The sequence below is a fragment of the Hymenobacter duratus genome (assembly GCF_014698995.1).
Lineage (GTDB): Bacteria > Bacteroidota > Bacteroidia > Cytophagales > Hymenobacteraceae > Hymenobacter > Hymenobacter duratus.
Genome location: NZ_JACWZZ010000001.1, coordinates 1 through 17,566, shown reverse-complemented (window position 1 = coordinate 17,566; position 17,566 = coordinate 1). Strand labels below are relative to the sequence as shown.

18 protein-coding genes and 1 pseudogene are annotated in these 17,566 nt (G+C 59.5%); 7 read left to right on the top strand and 12 right to left on the bottom strand.

The features are described from left to right. Positions 1-49 precede the first annotated feature (49 nt). Positions 50-1,072 carry an SPASM domain-containing protein gene (locus IC231_RS00095; RefSeq protein WP_190782611.1) on the top strand — a complete coding sequence of 341 codons (1,023 nt, stop codon included), beginning with the start codon at positions 50-52 and terminating at the stop codon, positions 1,070-1,072. 89 nt (positions 1,073-1,161) lie between these two features. Here the strand turns inward: IC231_RS00095 and IC231_RS00090 are convergent, their stop codons facing one another. The 8 genes and pseudogenes from IC231_RS00090 to IC231_RS00055 all read right to left on the bottom strand — a co-directional run bounded on the left by IC231_RS00090 (position 1,162) and on the right by IC231_RS00055 (position 6,949). Then, on the bottom strand, positions 1,162-1,503 hold the full coding sequence (locus tag IC231_RS00090) for a hypothetical protein (protein ID WP_190782610.1): 342 nt from the start codon (positions 1,501-1,503) through the stop codon (positions 1,162-1,164). Between the two features lie 125 nt (positions 1,504-1,628). Beyond that, positions 1,629-1,826, bottom strand: a complete 198-nt coding sequence (locus IC231_RS00085; RefSeq protein WP_190782609.1) for a FeoB-associated Cys-rich membrane protein — start codon at positions 1,824-1,826, stop codon at positions 1,629-1,631. A 37-nt stretch (positions 1,827-1,863) separates the two neighbouring features. Continuing rightward, the gene (locus IC231_RS00080) at positions 1,864-2,658 is read right to left on the bottom strand and encodes an inositol monophosphatase family protein (protein WP_190782608.1); all 795 of its coding nucleotides are present in this window, start codon (positions 2,656-2,658) and stop codon (positions 1,864-1,866) included. Between the two features lie 61 nt (positions 2,659-2,719). After that, positions 2,720-4,384, bottom strand: a complete 1,665-nt coding sequence (gene lnt, locus IC231_RS00075) for an apolipoprotein N-acyltransferase (protein WP_211538782.1) — start codon at positions 4,382-4,384, stop codon at positions 2,720-2,722. Next, positions 4,374-5,114, bottom strand: coding sequence for a 16S rRNA (cytidine(1402)-2'-O)-methyltransferase (gene rsmI, locus IC231_RS00070; RefSeq protein WP_190782607.1), 741 nt, complete (start codon positions 5,112-5,114; stop codon positions 4,374-4,376). The genes lnt and rsmI overlap by 11 nt, the downstream gene beginning before the upstream one ends. Before the next feature lie 25 nt (positions 5,115-5,139). Continuing rightward, the gene (locus IC231_RS00065) at positions 5,140-5,397 is read right to left on the bottom strand and encodes a 4a-hydroxytetrahydrobiopterin dehydratase (RefSeq protein WP_190782606.1); all 258 of its coding nucleotides are present in this window, start codon (positions 5,395-5,397) and stop codon (positions 5,140-5,142) included. 11 nt (positions 5,398-5,408) lie between these two features. Then, positions 5,409-5,968, bottom strand: a pseudogene (locus IC231_RS00060) (NADAR family protein). A gap of 252 nt (positions 5,969-6,220) precedes the next feature. Further along, positions 6,221-6,949: a GAF domain-containing protein gene (locus IC231_RS00055; protein WP_190782605.1), complete on the bottom strand. Its 729-nt coding sequence runs from the start codon at positions 6,947-6,949 to the stop codon at positions 6,221-6,223. 363 nt (positions 6,950-7,312) lie between these two features. Between IC231_RS00055 and IC231_RS00050 the strand changes: the two genes are divergently transcribed. The 5 genes from IC231_RS00050 to IC231_RS00030 all read left to right on the top strand — a co-directional run bounded on the left by IC231_RS00050 (position 7,313) and on the right by IC231_RS00030 (position 13,314). Then, the gene (locus tag IC231_RS00050; protein WP_190782604.1) at positions 7,313-7,786 is read left to right on the top strand and encodes a hypothetical protein; all 474 of its coding nucleotides are present in this window, start codon (positions 7,313-7,315) and stop codon (positions 7,784-7,786) included. A 27-nt stretch (positions 7,787-7,813) separates the two neighbouring features. Further along, entirely contained in the window at positions 7,814-8,023 is a 210-nt protein-coding gene (locus IC231_RS00045) for a hypothetical protein (protein WP_190782603.1), read from the top strand. An 89-nt stretch (positions 8,024-8,112) separates the two neighbouring features. Continuing rightward, positions 8,113-8,811 (top strand): metallophosphoesterase family protein, encoded by a 699-nt coding sequence (locus IC231_RS00040; RefSeq protein WP_190782602.1) that lies wholly within the window; start codon positions 8,113-8,115, stop codon positions 8,809-8,811. 624 nt (positions 8,812-9,435) lie between these two features. Further along, a complete protein-coding gene (locus IC231_RS00035) occupies positions 9,436-11,952 on the top strand; it encodes an autotransporter outer membrane beta-barrel domain-containing protein (protein WP_190782601.1) in 2,517 nt (838 codons plus the stop codon). 291 nt (positions 11,953-12,243) lie between these two features. Continuing rightward, positions 12,244-13,314, top strand: coding sequence for a hypothetical protein (locus tag IC231_RS00030; protein ID WP_190782600.1), 1,071 nt, complete (start codon positions 12,244-12,246; stop codon positions 13,312-13,314). 36 nt (positions 13,315-13,350) lie between these two features. Here the strand turns inward: IC231_RS00030 and IC231_RS00025 are convergent, their stop codons facing one another. The 4 genes from IC231_RS00025 to IC231_RS00010 form a co-directional block, all read right to left on the bottom strand. Beyond that, on the bottom strand, positions 13,351-14,088 hold the full coding sequence (locus tag IC231_RS00025) for a TIGR04283 family arsenosugar biosynthesis glycosyltransferase (protein ID WP_190782599.1): 738 nt from the start codon (positions 14,086-14,088) through the stop codon (positions 13,351-13,353). A gap of 72 nt (positions 14,089-14,160) precedes the next feature. Beyond that, positions 14,161-14,958, bottom strand: coding sequence for a tetratricopeptide repeat protein (locus IC231_RS00020; protein WP_190782598.1), 798 nt, complete (start codon positions 14,956-14,958; stop codon positions 14,161-14,163). An 86-nt stretch (positions 14,959-15,044) separates the two neighbouring features. Further along, positions 15,045-15,572, bottom strand: coding sequence for a helix-turn-helix domain-containing protein (locus IC231_RS00015; RefSeq protein WP_190782597.1), 528 nt, complete (start codon positions 15,570-15,572; stop codon positions 15,045-15,047). Positions 15,573-15,705: 133 nt separating this feature from the next. Then, positions 15,706-16,647, bottom strand: coding sequence for an AraC family transcriptional regulator (locus IC231_RS00010; RefSeq protein WP_190782596.1), 942 nt, complete (start codon positions 16,645-16,647; stop codon positions 15,706-15,708). 341 nt (positions 16,648-16,988) lie between these two features. On the opposite strand from IC231_RS00010, the gene IC231_RS00005 reads away from it, so the two are divergent. Further along, positions 16,989-17,566 (top strand): phosphoenolpyruvate carboxykinase (ATP) (locus IC231_RS00005; protein ID WP_190782595.1); only part of this gene is annotated, 578 nt, incomplete at its 3' end.

Sequence of the window (17,566 nt, the reverse complement as noted above, 5' to 3'; positions counted from 1 at the left end):
TTTTGTTTGAAGGTGCGCGCTACCGCTGCCGCCGTACCTTTACCCCCGCATGGCTTCTCTCCTTACCGACTCGCTCAACTTCTTATCTAAAGCAACGCCGCGCCGCGTCTGGAATACGGCGCAGGTGGTGGGCGGCTACGCGCTGAGCAAGCTAACGGGCAAGGCGCGGCACTGGGGCCTGCCCGTGGCTCTGAGCTTCGAGCCGACGACGAGCTGCAACCTGCGCTGCCCCGAGTGCCCCAGCGGCCTGCGCTCCTTTACGCGCCCTACCGGCATGCTCCCCGACGAGCTGTTCCGCAAAACGATTGATGAGGTAGCGTCGCGGCTGTGGTACCTGATTTTCTATTTCCAGGGCGAACCGTATCTGCACCCCAATTTCCTGGACCTGGTGAAGTACGCGGCTGACAAAGGCATCTATACCGCTACCAGCACCAACGCCCACTACCTCAACGACAATAATGCCCGCCGCACCGTGGAAAGCGGCCTCGACCGGCTCATCATTTCCCTGGACGGCACCACGCAGGACGTGTACCAGCAGTACCGCGTGGGGGGCAAGCTGGACAAAGTGCTGGAAGGCACCCGCAACCTGATAAAATGGCGGCGTGAGCTGAAAAGCCAGACGCCGCGGGTGGTGTTCCAGTTTCTGGTAGTGCGGCCCAATGAGCACCAGATGGAGGAGGCGAAGCAGCTGGCCGCCGAGCTGGGGGTAGATGATGTGTGGTTCAAGACAGCTCAGATCTACGACTACCAGCACGGCTCCCCCCTGATTCCGACCATCGACTACTACTCGCGCTACGAGAACAACCAGGACGGCACCTGGAGCATCAAAAACCGCCTGCTCAACCACTGCTGGAAGATGTGGCACAGCTGCGTCATCACCTGGGACGGGCTGGTAGTGCCGTGCTGCTTCGACAAGGATGCTGAGTACCGCCTCGGCGACCTGAAAACCCAGACTTTCCGCCAGCTCTGGCACGGTACCAAATACCGCCAGTTCCGGGCCTCGCTGCTCAAAGGCCGCGACCAGATAGACATGTGCCGCAACTGCACCGAGGGTACCAAGGTGTGGGGCTAAAACCGGCGGGGGAAGAAAAAGAATGAGCCATTCTGCCCCCTCAACAGGAAGCGGAATGGCTCATGGGCTTTGTGAGGTGGTACGCTCCTCTATTTGTGGCCTTTGTTGAGGTTTTTGCCGAGGTCTTCCACGGTTCTCAGGAACTCGTCCACATCAGAATCGGCGTAGGTACCGAAGGCCGTGGAAATAGTGCCTTTCACCCCGTCGTTGGTTTGGATGGCGTAAAGGATGGACATATCGTCGGGGTTGCTTTCGCCCTCAAAACGGTAGAAGTCTACGATAGTCACCTCGTTGGGCGAGTAGCCTTTGCTCCGGTCGTTGCCGATGGTGTGCAGGCGGCCGTCCATCACGCGAAAATCCTCGGTGAAGCCATCCTTGTTGAGCTTGTGCTCCACGTTAACGAGCGAGCGTTCTTCTTCTTTGTCTTGCATGGTTGTGTGGTATTCGGGGGAGGGAAATAGCGCAGTAGGGATGGGGGAATAGCAACGCCCCCATACCGGCTATACGAGGCCGATACGGGGGCGGGTTGTCTTAATTTCGGGAAGCCGGAACCGGGCTATTTCGCCTCGGAGCGGGCCGCAGCCAGCTCAATGGTACGCTGCAACCGGTCTACATCGATAGTGGAGCAGGCGCCGCCGCAGCCTTTGGCGCAGCCCGCCTGGGTTTTGTCGAAGAAAGCCCGCCAGAAAAGCCGGCCCACGTAGAACGCCGCGCCTGCAAACAGCAGCACAATGATGGAAGTTTGTAACCACATAACAGCCACAAAACTACGCAGGCCAAAGGAAAGTTTGCTACTTCCAGTATTCCCGGATGGTAGCCTGCATTTCTTGGTGTACGTGGCCGTTGCTGGCTACTACCTGACGGCCAAAGAGCGGGTCGCCATCCTGCAGAAACTCGGTGGTGCGGCCACCAGCCTCCGTTACGAGGAGCAGGCCAGCCGCTACATCATAGGAGTTGAGGTTGAACTCGAAGAATCCTTCGAAGCGGCCGGCAGCCACATAGGCAAGGTCCACGGCAGCGGAACCAAGACGCCGCACCCCATGCGACTTACGCATAAACGAGCCTAGCACCTGCAGGTAGTCGCCCATCAGCCCGAAATCGGTGTAGGGAAAGCCTGTGGCAATAAGAGCGTTATTTAGGTCGGGTACGTCGGATACGTGGATGGGCGTGTTGTTGCAGAACGCCCCAGCGCCTTTGGCGGCCCGGAAACATTCGTCGCGCACCACTTCGTACACCACGCCTGCCACCAGTTCCTGCCCCCGAATCAGGCCCACGCTTACGGAGTACACCGGTAGCCCGTGCACGAAGTTGGTGGTACCATCGAGCGGGTCAATAATCCAGTTGTATTCCTCGGCCCGGTGGGCTCCCTCGGTACCTTCTTCGGTGATGAAGCCGGCCTCCGGCAGCACCTCCCGCAGCCCGGCCACGAGCAGCTTTTCGGTTTCCTTGTCTACATACGACACCAGGTCGTGTACGCCTTTGCTTTCAATATGGCCGCGGTGAAACGTAGCCGATTCCTGGCGAATGAACTGGCCGGCGCGGCGACATACCTCGGCGAGTTCGAGGCTGAGTTGAGTGAATTCCATGAGGTCGATAAAGTCAGAAAAGCGGCTGCCGGCCTGCGCCTTTGCAGGATGACAGGCGGAATTAGATGGCAGGTTGTTTACGGCGCCGCAGGCCCTGCATTACCGTAAAGCCCAGCAGCACTACGGCCAGCATCTGCGTTGCAGGGCCAATCAGCTCCCCGTGGCGGACATAGAAGGTCAGCTCTTCGTTGAGATGCACGGTGTGGCGGCTGGCCGCCTGCACCCACCAGCCCGTGCGCGTCACGATTTCGCCTTTCTGATTGATGAACGCCGAAATGCCGGTGTTGGCGGAACGGGCCACGTCGCGGCGGGTTTCGATGGCGCGGAGCGTGGCGTACTGCAGGTGCTGCTCGTGGCCGGGCGAGTCGGACCACCAGCCGTCGTTGGTGATGATGCCGATGAGCGTGGCGCCGTTCTGCATGTATTCGGCCATGAAGTCGCCGTACACCGACTCGTAGCAAATGGAGGGGGCAAGGCGCAGGTTCGGGTCCGAGGTGCGAAACACGGTACGCTCCTCCTGGCTGCCATACGAGCCAACGAACCCGCCCAGGTCGATGTTGTTGACGAGCTTGGCCAGCGCCACCGGCACTTTCTCCACGCCCGGCACGAGCCGCGACTTGTGATAGAACATGGCAGCGCCGGTAGCACCCGGCAGATGCACGGCCGTGTTCGAGACATCATAAAAGCCCAGGTCGTCGCGGAAGCGAGCGGTGGGCGTTGCGGTTTCCTTGGTCGGGTAGGTCGTGACGCTGGTAATGCCCGTAATCAGTTCTAGGCCGGGGTGCGTGGACAGCCAGGAACGCAGCCGAAATACTTTCGGGTTCGAATCGAATGTCTGCTCAAAATACGATTCCTCCAGCGCTGTTTCGGGCCAGAGCACCAGTTTGGTCTGGGGCGTAAGCTGCTGCTCGGTAAGGCTGATCAGGCGCGTAATCTGCTCGTCGTAGGGAATGAAGTTGGGCGTGCTGCTGAATTTTTCCAGAAACGGGTCGACGTTGGGCTGCACCACAACTACCTCGGCCGTTTTGCCTTTCTCCTGGTATTGGCTGCCAATCAGGAAAGAGGCCAGCATGGGCAGTAGCGTGGCCAACGCCGGTGCCAGCCAGCGCCGGGCCGGGCTGCTGGCCGAGGAGCGGAACAGCGCCCCAAACACCAGAATATTCACCAGCCACATCCAGACCGAACCGCCTAGAAAGCCGGTGTACTCGTACCACTGCACCAGGTAGTTAGCCTGCGCGAAGCCGTTGCCGAGCGTAAGCCAGGGCCAGGTTAGGTCCCAGTGCAGGTGCAGCTGCTCGAAGGCAATCCAATAGACGGGTAAGGAAAAGTAACCCAGCGCCGGGCCGGCCAGCCGCTTGGTGTGGTAGAACGCCATGACGGGCGCACACATCATCAGCGCATTGCAGACCACGGCCGTAATGCCACCGCCTAAGGTGCTGTAGCTCACCCAATAAGTAGTGAAGGCGTTCCAGAGCACCAGGCAGAGGTAAGTGTAGCGGAATACCTTCCAGCCGCTGGCGCCGCGTTGCGTGAGCAGTTGCTCCAGGCGCAGGTAGGGCACCCAGGCCACCAGCAGCATCAGCGCCAGCCCGGCCGGGTGCACGGGCCAGCCCAGCCACAGCAGGCCGGCGCTCAGCAGGGCCAGCAGGCTAGGCAGCCAGTAGGCCAGGCCAGTAGGCGGTGAGGTCCGCGTTTCGGGAGAAGCCAGGGTGGAGTTATTCGTCACGGTCGTCGGTTGCGTAGCGGTCCTGCTTGATACGTTCTTCTTTCTCGCGACCCTGTACCACCAGTACAATTTCGCCTTTGATGGCCGCGCGGGCCGCAAAGTTGGCAGCCAGCTCGGCCAACGGGGCCGTTACGGTTTCCTCAAACAGCTTAGTCAGCTCGCGGCTCACGGAGGCCGGCCGGTCGGGGCCCAGCACTTCGGCCAGCTGCTCCAGCGTCTTCACAATCCGGTGCGGCGACTCGTAGAAAATCATGGTGCGGTGCTCCTGGGCCAGCTCCTTGAGGCGGGTCTGGCGGCCCTTCTTCACCGGCAGAAACCCCTCAAACGTGAATCGCTCGGCCCCGAACCCCGACTTGAGCAGCGCCGGCACGAAGGCCGTGGCGCCGGGCAGGCATTCTACTTTCAGGCCCCGGGCCAGGCACTCGCGCACCAACAGAAAGCCGGGGTCCGAAATTCCGGGCGTGCCGGCATCCGACACGAGGGCCATGGTTTCTCCTTTCTCCAGCCGGTCGAGCAGGCGCTGCACCTGCTGGTGCTCGTTGTGCAGGTGGTAGCTGAGCATGGGCTTTTTCAGGCCCAGATGCTGCAGCAGGCGGCCACTGGTGCGCGTGTCTTCGGCCAGCACGGTATCTACTTCGCCCAGTATCCGGATGGCCCGCAGGGTAATATCCTCCAGGTTGCCGATGGGCGTGGGCACGAGGTAGAGCAGCGTGGGCGTGGGTTCTGACATGGCAGCAAAGGTAGGGCCGTGCCGCCTAAGCTACAGACTCGGCCCCATGCCGGGTGGCCAACTCCTCAATGCGCTCTGCCAGCCGGTGGTCACGCTTGGTTACGGTGTTGCCGGCGTCGTGGGAGCGCAGCCGGAACTCCACGGTATTGTACTCATTGGCCCACCACGGGTGATGGTCCTGCGCCTCGGCGGCTTCGGCCACGTCGGTCATGAAGGCGAAGGCCGTTTTGAAGTCGGGGAAGCGGTAGCGGCAGGTAAGGGCGTTGTCGTGTTCGGTCCACATGGGCATTGGAGTTAAACAAGGATATTCCGGACTTCCATCAGAGCAAAGCCCAGCAGATTGAGGCCGTGCCATTCAGCCGGATTGGCAGCCTGCGGGTGGTTTTGCGCCAATCCGATGCCCCACACCGGGTCTACGGGGCTGGCCTCTACGAGGACGCGGGAACCCGTGCCGAGCAGAAACGCCCGCAACGCCGGATGCTGCTTGAACTTAGCCACGTTGCTTTGCACCACAATAGCAAAACGGGCGGCATTCAGTGGGCTTCCTCGAAGTTGCGGACGGTGCGGCCCAGCTTTTTTGCTTGGTCGGGATGGGTAGACGCCAGAATGGCCTGCCGGGCGGCTTCGTCCTGAAACAAGCGGGCTTTTTCAGCCATCATATAGTGCTCGGCGGTAGCGTAGGTGTCGCCGGCCACCTCAAATGGTGCCGGATACCATTGGCTGAACACTTCCTTACCGATGTGGCCGGCGCCGGTGTGGCCCCAGAAATACAGGTACTTGACGGCCGCCCCGGCTTCCAGGTGCTGCAGTAGGCTCTCAACGGAACGAATGGCGGGCAGAGGAGCATCAGACATGATAAACCAGGGAAAGGCAGGAATATTTTAGAGAACTGGCGATACCAAAGCTAAGCTCATACCGACGACTCACTCAAGAACGAGGACACCCGCGGCGGTTTCGGCAACCGGGAAGGCTACGGCACCAACAGCAGCGCCGGCATCTACTATCGTGCAGCCATGCTCTGAGTTACACAAGGCTTCTTTTCAGACATAGCCTAGTATAATGGCAAGATAAGAAGCCGCAATTCTATCACCTTGTGCACGGTTGGTTCAGCGGCTGATGCTGGCCAGTGCCTGTTTCAACTCCTTCTGCATGGCTTGCACTACCAGCAGCGCTTCTTCCTGGCTGGACTGGCGGTAGGCGCGGGCGGCATCGGTGGTTTGGTCATTCTCGTGCTTGCTCAGCTCCGCTAACGTGTCCATGCGGGTGAGCGAAAACTGAATCTGCTGCCGTACCCGCTGCCACAACTCACGGCTCAACGTCTGGTCGTTGGCGAAGCTGGCCTCCAGCAGCAGAATATCCGACGCTACCTGCCCCATATAGTCGAGCAATACCTGCTCGGTGAGGGAGAGCAGACGGGGTTTTCTGTCTATCACGCACAGTGTGCCAACGGCAGAGCCATCGGAGGAGCGGAGAGGCCGACCGGCATAAAAGCCTAGCTGCAGCCCCCGCACAGCATCCATATTGACCAGCTCGCACGGATGCTGCGCCAGGTCTTCGAACACCGTGATGCCTTCGTGCAGCACGGCTACCGAGCAGAGACTAGCGGAACGGGAGGTGCGCTCCACTGCCTGCAGCCCCGCGTTGCCGGCAAATACTACCTCCTCAGCTCCTACTAAGGACACCAGGGCAATAGGGACAGCGAAAAGCCTGGCCAGAATACTTACAAACTCATTGAATAATGGCTGATTGGGCTGAAAAAGCACCTCGTACTGGCTGAGCGCATCAAGACGTTGGCCTTCGTTATCCGGAATCAGCCCAGGAAAAGCATTTGGCATAGCTAAAGGTAAAGAACAAGGCCACGTATCGGCTACGCATACCGGCTCAAATTCAGATGTGGTGGGCAGTAGACACCCAAAAAACGGCGTGTTTGTGGCTTGGCAGGGTCGTTGGTCTGGCGCGAGCCGGCAACACCTAATACTACGCTGCGGGCAGATTCCTGTTCAGCAGTAGTAAGTAGGTAGATGAAATTGAGTGCCGCATGCAGCTGCGGGCATGTTTTACGGCTGCGGGCTGGATTTGGCTGGGCTACCGCGCATAGCCAGGGCCATAAACCTTTTGGCGTGGCACAACCTAAACCCAAAGCCGCGAACCACAGTACATACCTCCAGACAGTTCCCCACCTCAACACCTCTATTCCTATGGCAATTGACCCCAACGACCGTCCCGTACGCGTCATCAACGACGATACTACCGAGCAGGAAATGAAGGCCGGCCACATCACGCCCGGCGGCGACCCGCCCAAGAACGAGGACGCCCGCGGCGGCTTCGGCAACCGGGAAGGCAAGGAAGGCTACGGCACCGACAGCGGCGCGGGCATCTCGGCCGTGTCAGTCAACGAAAACGCCGACCGTGCCAGCTCGCCGCCCGACAACATCCGCAGCACCGACGAAGGCCGCCCCGACCGCCCCAACCAGGATATGCCCGCCGAAGACGATGTTGAGATGGAAGCCCGCCGCCCGGTAGACGAGCTGGACCGCGACGATGCCCGCCGGGGCCGCGACGAAATGTCGGACCCCGACTCACGTGTGGGAATGGGCCAGATGGACCGCCCAACCGGCACCAACGCCGACCTCACCGACCCCAACGCCACCGACACAGCCATCGACCAGTAATATTCCGTTCATTTAACGTGTACTGCCATGTCAGAGAAAAGCAATAAGAACGAACAGAGCCAGAATAGTCCGCGCAAGCCCGACACGGAAACCCAGGCCAAGGCCGATGCGCTGCCGGTAAATGACTTTGATGCGCAAACGGAAGAGCGGCTGGAGCAGGAGGCTATTGACGCCGGCCTGCGCCACCCCAACCGCAACCTCGACAAGCCCGATATCGACAAGCCGCCCTACAGCTAGGCTGTAAGTAGTATCAAAAGAGTACTTTCTGTGAAGAAGGTGCTCTTTTCTTCTTTACGGCTCTGCTTATTATCTTACGCTGCTCTATTATGGCCCGCTACGTTTCTACCGATCTGCACGGCTGCCTGCGCACCTTTCGGCACCTGCTGGAGCACGAGCTGCAGCTGCAGCCCACCGACGAACTGTACCTGCTGGGCGACTACGTGAACAAGGGCCCCGATAGCCGTGGGGTGCTCGACTACCTCATGGCCCTGTCGGCGCGGGGCTACCAGGTGCATTGCCTGCGCGGCAACCACGACCAGGAGCTGCTTGATGCGGCACTGGGCCATCGTCACCTCACGTGGGCATCTGCTGCCGACCGGGGCCTAACGCTGGAGAGCTTTGAGGTAAGTCGCGCCGAGGATATCCCGGACCATTATCTGCGGTGGCTGAGTGCCCTGCCCTATCAGCTCGATATTCCGGGCTTTACGCTGGTACATGCCGGGTTCAACTTTCAGCTCCCGCCCGACCGGATGCGCACCGACTGGCATACCATGCTTAACATCAAGCAATTCACGGTTGATGACTCTAGGTTGCAGGGGCGTCGGCTGGTACATGGCCACGTGCCCACTCCTACTGCCGAAGTGCAGCGCCGGGTGCGCGTACGCAGTAGTGCAATTGGCCTGGACACCGGCTGTGTATACCGCCACAACCCGGAGCTGGCTCATCTGGCCGCCCTCAACCTCGACACCTTCGCTCTGACGCTAGTACCCAACCGGGAGCAGCCCTATCCTATAGCTCGCCGCTGAACTCACTTCTGCACTGATGGACGTGAAAGCGCCCAGCCCCTGGCTTTTGCAAAACGCGAAGCAAAGAGGCTGGTCGCTTTCGTATTTGGGAGCAATGGTATTTATCCCGCATGCAGGGAATGGAAAATATAATTATATGATAAATTGTTTATAATGGATATCTAACTTATGTTGTTATAGTTATAATTGTGCTTCGATTGCAGGCGTCTGTTGTTAACAATAAAACAAGATTTGAGAAGCTAGTGAGTAGCTGTAAAAGTCAAAACAGGGAGAAGGTATTCTGGCATAGTAAAGTTAAAAAATGCTTTTAATGCTTTTTAAAGCAGTATAATAATTGAGTGCATAGGCGGCTTACTGCTGATAATGCAAAATTAAAGATGATGCCTATTGCATAGATTCAAATTGAATCTATATTTGAACGATCATATAAAATATGATTAAGCGAAAGAGCTGTAATTAAACTTTGCTAAGAAGCTTGCGGCTGTAGGTATGCACTATGCCTTGCGCTTATGCGGTACATCTGCTATGCAGCAGATGGGATACTTGGATTGTGAAGCCGGCCACTCTGTATGGAAATGGCTTGCTCTTTCGCTTGTTCAATCACGCTTGCCCATTTCTGGTACCATGAAAACACCATTACCTATTACCGCTACCTCTTCCCGGCCCCGCCAGTTGCGCGGGTGGTTGGCTGGTTCTTTATTTCTGCTGGCTTCCTCGTCGGCATGGGCCGCCCCGATTGTGAAAACAGTGGGTGCCGCCGGCACCTACGCCACTATTGCGCAGGCGCTCAGCTCTATTGCCGGTGTGGCAGCACAGCCAGTAGAAATTCAGCTGCTGGACGCCTCCTACACGGAGAACGTAGTAATCAACAAGGCAGGCACCGCTACTAATCCCATCACCATCCGGCCCGCTACCGGGGTATACACCGAAATCAACGGTACCCTGACCTTTGGGGCCGGCAGCAGCTACGTAGTAATAAGCGGGCACAATGGCGCCAATGCCCGTACGCTCACCCTCCGCCAGACGGATATTTCGCTGGCTACCGTGCTGTTTCAGGGAGATGCCTCGCACAACAGTCTCAGCCAGACGCGCGTACTGGGGAGCTGCCAGATGCCGGGCCTGGGCGTGATTACCATTGGCAACGCGGCCAGCGGCGGTGCCGGCAACGACCACAACACGCTCAGCGACAACCTGATTTCCAGCGCATCTGCCATCAGCCTGCCCAAAACGCTGGTGTATGCTTTCAACATTCAGCCCGGTACGCTGAACGATGCCACAACCGTCATCGACAACGACCTAGCCAACTTCACGAGCAGTGGCCTGCAGATACAGAGCGGCAACGGCCTGAACTGGAACGTGTCGAACAACGACTTCTTCTACGACGCGGCCACTATGCCCAACACTGCCCAAACGGCTATTGCGTTTGAGCCGGGCTCTTCCTCGACCAACAATGTCATCAGCGGCAATACCATTGGGGGGCGCGCTGCTGCTGCCAGCGGTGGTGCCTGGGTAAACACCAGCGCCGAGTTCCGGGGCATTGTGGTGAACTGCGGCGCGGGCACCAGCACCACCGTGAGCAACAACCTGATCAGCAACGTAAGCCTGACCAGCACCACGCAGCCCCTCACGGCGCTGCGCCTGGAAAACGGTTGGGCTTCGGTGTCCAATATCAGTGTCACGAACGTGACCAACAGCGGACAAGGCGGCGTTATCAGCCTCAACTCGCGCGCTGATACTGACCTGAGCAACTTCACGGTGGCCAGCGGCCAGATTGTGAATGTGGAAGTAGGCGGTGCCCTGACCGTAAGCGGCAACCTGCGCAATGACGGGGTGCTCAAAAATGCCGGCGACGTGCTGGTAAGAGGCAACTTCCTAAACAGCGCCTCCGGTACGTACAACCAAACCCAGGGCACGCTCGAAATCAAGGGCGACATGAACAACCAGGGCGGCACCTTCACCAGCGTTGGGGGCTTGGTGAAGCTTACCGGCAACGGGCCGCAGCTGGTGAGCGGTGGCGTGTATTTCAATCTGGAAATCAACGGCTCCGGCAACAAAACCATCACCAACGATGCCGACATCATCAGCCAATTGACGCTGACCAACGGCATTCTGGTAACCGGCACTCACACAATTGAGCTGCTGGAGCAGGCCAACATCACGGAGTCGGATAACAGCTATGTACTGGGCAAGCTGATGGCGACCCGCACCGTGCGCGCCAACAACACGGAGTTGTTCGGAGGCCTTGGCCTGGAGCTGACCCCAGCCAGCGGCTCGGTGCTGCCCGGCTCTACAGATGTGCTACGCGTAACCGGTACGGCCGCCGCCAGCGCCAACGGCAACCAGGGCATCAAGCGCTACTTCGATGTGGTGGCTACCACACCCAATGGGCTGAACCTGAGTATGGTGATGCGCTACTTGGCTCATGAGCTCAACGGTATTACGCCAGCCAATCTGCGCTTCTTTAAATCGACGGATGCCGGCGTGAACTGGCAGATGCGCGGCGTGAGCAGCAGTGGTGCCGGCTACGCTACGCTGAACAGTGTCGATGGTTTCTCACGCTGGACTCTCGGCGACGTGCTTCGTCCGCTGCCAGTTGGGCTTAGCGCATTTCAGGCGGTGCGCCAAGGCCGCCAGGCTCTCATTACCTGGAGCACTGCTACCGAAGTCAACAACCGTGGCTTTGGGGTAGAAGTAAGCACCGATGGCCGCCAGTTCCGGCAGCTTGGCTTCGTGGCGGCTCGTGAGGGTGGCTCTGCAGCTAAGCGCAACTATCAGTTTGTTGATCAGGAAGAAGGCAAGCAGGGTATCCGCTACTACCGCCTGCGGCAGGAAGACCAGGATGGCAAGCTCACCTACTACGGTCCGGCCACGGTTTCCTTCCAGGAAGGGCTGCCCACGCAGCTGGCGGCGTACCCCACGGTCTTCGGTCAGCAGCTGACCGTGGAAATGACCATGCCTACGGCGACTCCCGTCGTTTTCACCCTCACGGATGCCGTAGGCCGCGTAGTGTGGGAGCAAACGGCCCCACTGGCGGCCGGCCTCACCCAGACGCAACTTGCTCCGCAGTGCCCCGCCGGCCCCTACGTGCTGACGGCCCGCCTGAATGGTACGGTGCTGCGCCAGCGCGTCGTACGCCAGTAGCCTGCCAGCCAGTATAGAGCATGTTTGGGAATTGTCATGCTGAGCTTGTCGAAGCATCTCTACCGCTTCGTCCGGCTCAGCATGACGGAAACGACATTTTTATAAATTCTCAAACACGCTCTATAGAGCACCGAAAGAGCCGTTCCAGGTGGAGCGGCTCTTTTTTTGATCGTAGTGGCAGCTTTACATTGTTAGGCTTTCTGAGTATCTCAGCAGGCGTTTATACGAAAAGAGCCAGCCAATTCGTGTAGCTTTAAAAGCATCGTATTATCCTTCTCCTCCGCCGCTGTTATGTCTGATATCCCAGCTTCTGCTCCTGCTGGCGCTCCGGCGCTGCCCCAGCCCCACCTACACCATACGGCTCTTGCGCCGGCCCGGCGCCGGAAGCGGGCCTGGGTGAAGGAGCGGGCATTTCTGGTCCAGAATATCGTGCGCGGAAACCTGATCCATAATACCGGTGGTGCTTTGCACGTGATGCGCCTGCTCACGCTGCACAAGATGCCAGCGGGGCTGCTGGAGCCGAGCCACCCGTGGGTGAGTGGCCAAATGCCGGATGGCCAGGGGGCAGTGTGGCCCCGTAACGTGGTGTTTCGGACGGCGGTAGCCACCGAGTGGGCCGAAGCTGGGTATGCGCCGGAGTCTGATGAGGTACTGGTGAGCAAAGTGGGCAAGTTTCTGGCAACGATGGTAGGTAAATCGGTGCCGACGCCGGAAATACCGCACGGCACGCGCCGCCGGATGCCGCACGCCATCAACTACCTACACGGGGCCGTGCACTACAACGGCCTGACAGTACTCTTCAACAACTTCGCCGAAGCCCTGGAGTATCTGGCCGATACCCGTTTCCGCAAAGAGCTGCGCCGCATGATAAAAACGGAGCGTCGCGAAGTGACGCTGGTGTTCCGGGAGCGAAACTACGACCCGGTGGAGTACGCCTATTTTTCGGCCTTCGTGATGTCGCATCTGCCGTGGTTTGCCAACGTAAACGGGGCCCAGCGCCGCGTAATGTGGGGCAATCCGTCGCCGTATCCGGCCGTAAACATCATCAATGGCAACTGGGTGGCCGATACGGAGCGCCTGCGCCACGGCGACACTACCAGCATCGTGCGTTCACCGGTAGGGCCGGGGCTGTATTTCCAAGGCCAGTATGGTGTTGCTACCCGTGGCGTTAACAAGCTGGAAAAGACCCACGCCTTTCTGATTAACAACTGGGTGCGCCGGCGCGGCTTCCGTGGAGGGCTCTACTTCGTAGACCGCCGCAAGGTGGAGGCGGAGAAATTCCAGCAATACAAAGCCACCGGTGGCCAGAACTTCATCGGTAACGAGTTAATCCAGAATCCGCTACGCCGCCAAACAAAGTAGCGAAAAGCCTCGCCCTGCATGCTGCATGGAGCGTGTCTACACCTTGTCCTGCCGGATGAGGCGGCGGTAAGCATCTACCATACGCTGCTGCGGCATGCCCAGCCGGTACATAGCCGTGATGAGGTAGTAGATGCCCTGTAGCCGCACCACCCCGTTTTCGCGGTACTTACGGGCCGATGTGACGATGTATCCCGGCAGCACCCGAAAAGGAGCCAGTTGCTTAAGCCGCCGAGTAATTTCCTGATCTTCAAAGACAATCATATCTTCCCGGTAGCCTCCTGACTGCGCAAACACAGTGCGCCGCACGAACAGGCTCTGGTCGCCGAAGCGGAATACCTCGGCACCGAAACGCGTGAACCACGCATTAGCCTTCAGAAACCAGCTGGGGTGGTCGAACTGCAGCCGGTAGCAGCCACTGCCTGCTCCTTGCGCTACTGCCGCCCTGATATCCTGCACAAAACCCGCGGGCGGATACGTATCGGCGTGGAGGAAATAGAGAATGTCGCCGGTGGCCTGGCTGGCCCCGAAGTTGAGCTGCGCGGCGCGGCCTTTGCGCGGGCAGTGCACCACACGGGCGCCGGCCTGCTGCGCCTCGGCGGCCGTAGCATCGGGGCTCTGCGCATCGGCTACCAGAATTTCCAGCGCCGCATCGGCGTCCACAACCGCCCGCAAATGCCGCAGCAGCAGCCCGATGTGGCCGGCCTCTTTATAGGTGGGAATGATGATGCTGATAGAAGCCAGCACAGCAGCCGATTGGGCAGGCGCAGAAGTCATACTTATCCAGACGAAGAAGCTACGGCTCCGGTTACTACGGCTTCGTCGAGTTCTTCTTCATTAGCCATCAGCTTAGTCACGCGGAAATACGGCCTTGTCTTGCAGCACTTTCCGGGCCTCTGCCTGATAAGGATTCTGGGCATCGTCGGCCACTGTCTGCAGGGTTGCTTTGGCCTGAGGAAGCAAGCCCGTGCGCCATTGAGCCATCCCCAGATGATAGAGCGCCTTGCCGGCCAGGGCCGAGCCGGGCTGCCGGCTGGCGCGCAACAGGTAGGTGCGGGCCGCCGTGGCGTCGTCCTGGCGCAGGAGCACTACGCCCATATAATAATAGAGCGAATCGGGGCTCAGGCTGGCTTCGGAAATCCGGCGCATCGACTGCAGCGCTTCCGGATACTGGCCGTTGTGGTACTGGCGCATGGCTTCCGTAAGCAGCAGGTTGCCGGTTCGTTGGGTAGTGGTTTCGCTCAGGCCGGGGTCGGGGGAGTAGTAGCGCGCCCAGGCTTCGTCGGGGCTCAGGGTGTGCGGGCGCAGCCACAGCCACAGTGCTAGGCCTGCCAGCACCAGCAGCACCCCCGATGCTACACCCCAGCGGATCTGGGTGCGGCGGCGGCGGCGCTGAATGCGGGCCAGCGCATCCTGGCGCTGGTCGAGGCGCTTGTCGAGCCCTTTGAGACGGTGGCGCAGGGTTTCGTGGCCGGCCACCCAGCGCAGGTCGGCCGTAAACCGCTCGTAGGCTTCGTAGGCCGCGCTTAGCTGCTCGTCCTGCTCCATCCGCAACTCAAAAGCAGCCTGCTCACTCTCCGACATCTGCCCATCGGCAAAGCGTTCCAGCTCATCGAGGTAGGGGCGCAGGTCGATGGGTGGTGTCATAAGCGAGAGGAGGCGAGAGAAGGATAAGCAGAGAGAAGGATACAGCGGCGAAGCTACGCAGAAGCCCGCCAGAACCAGCAGACAATTTAAGCGTCGCCGGAAGCCGGGTCAGCCGCCAGTTGTGCACGCAGATGCAGGTCGTAGAGGCGGCGCAGGCAGCCCGACTTCTGGAGGCGGGCCACGGTGGCGTTGGCGAAGCCCATCTTGCCCGCTACTTTCTCGAAATTATAGCCCCGGAAGTAGAAAAACATGAGCACCTGCTGGCAATCGGCGGTGAGTTGCGTGAACAGCCCGAGCAGTCGCCGGCGCCGCCCCGATTCAGCGGCCGGCAGTACATCGGATTCGTCGGTAGTGGTTTGCAGGTTCTGGGCCGCCATGCCGTAAACGTGCGCTCTGAGGTCGGGGGGCAGCTTGGTAAGCCGTCCGTCCGCCACCTGGTCGTAGAATTCTACCAGCACCGTGCGCAGCAGCTCGTGCGCTACCGCCGGCTGCAGCTGGTGCTGCCGCCGGGCCCAGCGGGCAAACAGGTCGCGGTTTTCCTGGTAAAATTTGATCAGAAACGTCTGATTGCCAACGCGCAGGTGGGTCAGGGTTTCGGCTAAGGGCTGAGTCACGGCACCAGAAATAACAAGTCGAAAACAGGCCCCATCAGCTACTGCTGGTTGGGGGCGGAACAAGATAACGCAGAAAGTTGGGTTCAAGGACGGCGCACACCACCGGACCCGGTAAAGTAGGCCAGTTTCAGTCTCAGGTGGGCAGCTGCTTCGCGCGCGGGAGTTCTGCGGCGGCCTTGCCGGCATGCGGCTCGTCGCGGTAGGCCTGGGCCCGGTAGGCTACCGGCGACAGGCCCGTATGCTTGCGGAAAAAGCGGGTGAAGTAGCCTGAATCGGCAAACTGCAGGGTGTAGGCAATTTCGGAAATCGAGGAGGACGTGTACACCAGGTGGTTGTGCGCCCGCCGGATGGTGTTGGCATTCACGATTTCCAGCGCCGACTTGCCTTTTACTGCCTGGCAGATGCGGTTCAGGTGTACCGGCGTGATGTTCAGCTCCCGCGCATAGTCCGAAATCTTTTTCTCAAACGGCGCCGCCCGGGCCACGCTTTTCTGGAATTCGTGGAAGTAATGCAGGTTGCGGTTGGAGCTGCCGGCGGCTTTGCGCTCCTGGTGCTTCAGGAGCCGGAACAGCTTCACAAACAGTAGCTTAAAATAGCCATTCAGGGCCAGTTGCCGCTCCGGTAGCTGGGAGTGCATTTCGGCATGAATGTGCCGCTCCAGGTTCAGCAGCTCCGCAAAGCTCTCCTCCTCCGTGAAGTCGCTGAGTACATACAGGCTGTTAAGCTCAATCAGGATAGAAGGACTCACCTGCAGGATCGTGTCCAGCAATGCCTCGGCTACTGTGAGGGAACGGCCTTTCACCTGTGGGCTGAAGGTGAAGCCGTGAACCGTGCCGGCCGGGATAAGCACCACGCACGGCGTCACCAGCTCCATAGGCTCCGCCACGGCATCGAGGGTTGCCTGCCCGGCCTCCAAAAAAAAGAGCTGGTAGAGGTTGCCGTGCAGATGCGGTTTCAGGCCCCAGTTGGTGGTGCGGTTGCGCGGCGCAATCAGTTGGCTGTAGATGTAGGTGTGCGAGACCTGCGCCTTGTCGTCGCCGTAAAGACCGTTGTAGTGAGCTATTTGCTTGGACATGGTAAGGGGAGTAGAGGGCCTGTTAGCTGACGTGGAGTCAAGATGCCGGCCCACTACCAGGCAAAATGTTCTTTTTGTCCTGATAATATGCCGAAACATCTCATTTGATTCCTGCGCCAGCCAGTAGCTTTGTCATACAATTTATGCCGTTTTGTTGAAGTAGTTGCTCTACTGCCTTTCCGGTCTGCACTCCCTGGTCCTCGCCCCACATGTTTTGTTTGTCCGCCCATTACATAGGGTGGGCCGGAAGCGGTTTTTTAGGACAACACGGCTACTGTCTGGTCGCCTGCGGCTTCCGGCTATAGCCTTCCCACTCAAATTCCCACTTTACCCCTACTCCTATGACTACGCTTGACGCCCGCCTGGCTCCGCTGGGCATCACGCAGGCCGCCCAGGTGCACCTGAACCTGACGCCTGAGCAGCTCACGCAGGAAGCCCTGCGCCGCCACGAAGGCGTGCTCACCGACACCGGTGCCCTGATGGCCGACACCGGCCAGTTCACCGGCCGCTCCCCCAAAGACCGTTTCGTGGTGAAAGACGCCGGCACCGCCGACAGCGTGTGGTGGGGCGACATCAATATTCCGTTCGCCGAAGACAAGTTCGAACAGCTACACCAGAAAATGGTGCAGTACCTGGCCGACAAGGAAATCTACGTGCGCGACGCTTACGCCGGCGCCAACCCCGACTATCAGCTGAAGCTGCGCGTGGTCAACGAGCTGGCCTGGCACAACCTGTTCTGCTACAACATGTTCCTGCGCCCCGCTGAAGGCGCCGACACCAGCTGGACGCCCGACTTCAGCATTATCTGCGCCCCCGGCTTTGAGGCCGACCCGGCCGTGGACGGCACGCGCCAGAAGAACTTCGCCATCCTCAACTTCTCCAAGAAGATGATTCTGATTGGTGGCACGGGCTACGCCGG

Excerpts from the sequence above, each read along its gene's own strand:
- IC231_RS00080 (WP_190782608.1), bottom strand. The coding sequence starts at position 2,658 with ATGGAATTCACTCAACTCAGCCTCGAACTCGCCGAGGTATGTCGCCGC.
- IC231_RS00030 (WP_190782600.1), top strand. The coding sequence starts at position 12,244 with ATGTCTGATATCCCAGCTTCTGCTCCTGCTGGCGCTCCGGCGCTGCCC.
- IC231_RS00095 (WP_190782611.1), top strand. The coding sequence starts at position 50 with ATGGCTTCTCTCCTTACCGACTCGCTCAACTTCTTATCTAAAGCAACG.
- IC231_RS00090 (WP_190782610.1), bottom strand. The coding sequence starts at position 1,503 with ATGCAAGACAAAGAAGAAGAACGCTCGCTCGTTAACGTGGAGCACAAG.
- IC231_RS00085 (WP_190782609.1), bottom strand. The coding sequence starts at position 1,826 with ATGTGGTTACAAACTTCCATCATTGTGCTGCTGTTTGCAGGCGCGGCG.
- IC231_RS00025 (WP_190782599.1), bottom strand. The coding sequence starts at position 14,088 with ATGACTTCTGCGCCTGCCCAATCGGCTGCTGTGCTGGCTTCTATCAGC.
- IC231_RS00035 (WP_190782601.1), top strand. The coding sequence starts at position 9,436 with ATGAAAACACCATTACCTATTACCGCTACCTCTTCCCGGCCCCGCCAG.
- IC231_RS00045 (WP_190782603.1), top strand. The coding sequence starts at position 7,814 with ATGTCAGAGAAAAGCAATAAGAACGAACAGAGCCAGAATAGTCCGCGC.
- IC231_RS00055 (WP_190782605.1), bottom strand. The coding sequence starts at position 6,949 with ATGCCAAATGCTTTTCCTGGGCTGATTCCGGATAACGAAGGCCAACGT.
- IC231_RS00010 (WP_190782596.1), bottom strand. The coding sequence starts at position 16,647 with ATGTCCAAGCAAATAGCTCACTACAACGGTCTTTACGGCGACGACAAG.
- rsmI (WP_190782607.1), bottom strand. The coding sequence starts at position 5,114 with ATGTCAGAACCCACGCCCACGCTGCTCTACCTCGTGCCCACGCCCATC.
- IC231_RS00065 (WP_190782606.1), bottom strand. The coding sequence starts at position 5,397 with ATGTGGACCGAACACGACAACGCCCTTACCTGCCGCTACCGCTTCCCC.
- IC231_RS00050 (WP_190782604.1), top strand. The coding sequence starts at position 7,313 with ATGGCAATTGACCCCAACGACCGTCCCGTACGCGTCATCAACGACGAT.
- IC231_RS00020 (WP_190782598.1), bottom strand. The coding sequence starts at position 14,958 with ATGACACCACCCATCGACCTGCGCCCCTACCTCGATGAGCTGGAACGC.
- IC231_RS00040 (WP_190782602.1), top strand. The coding sequence starts at position 8,113 with ATGGCCCGCTACGTTTCTACCGATCTGCACGGCTGCCTGCGCACCTTT.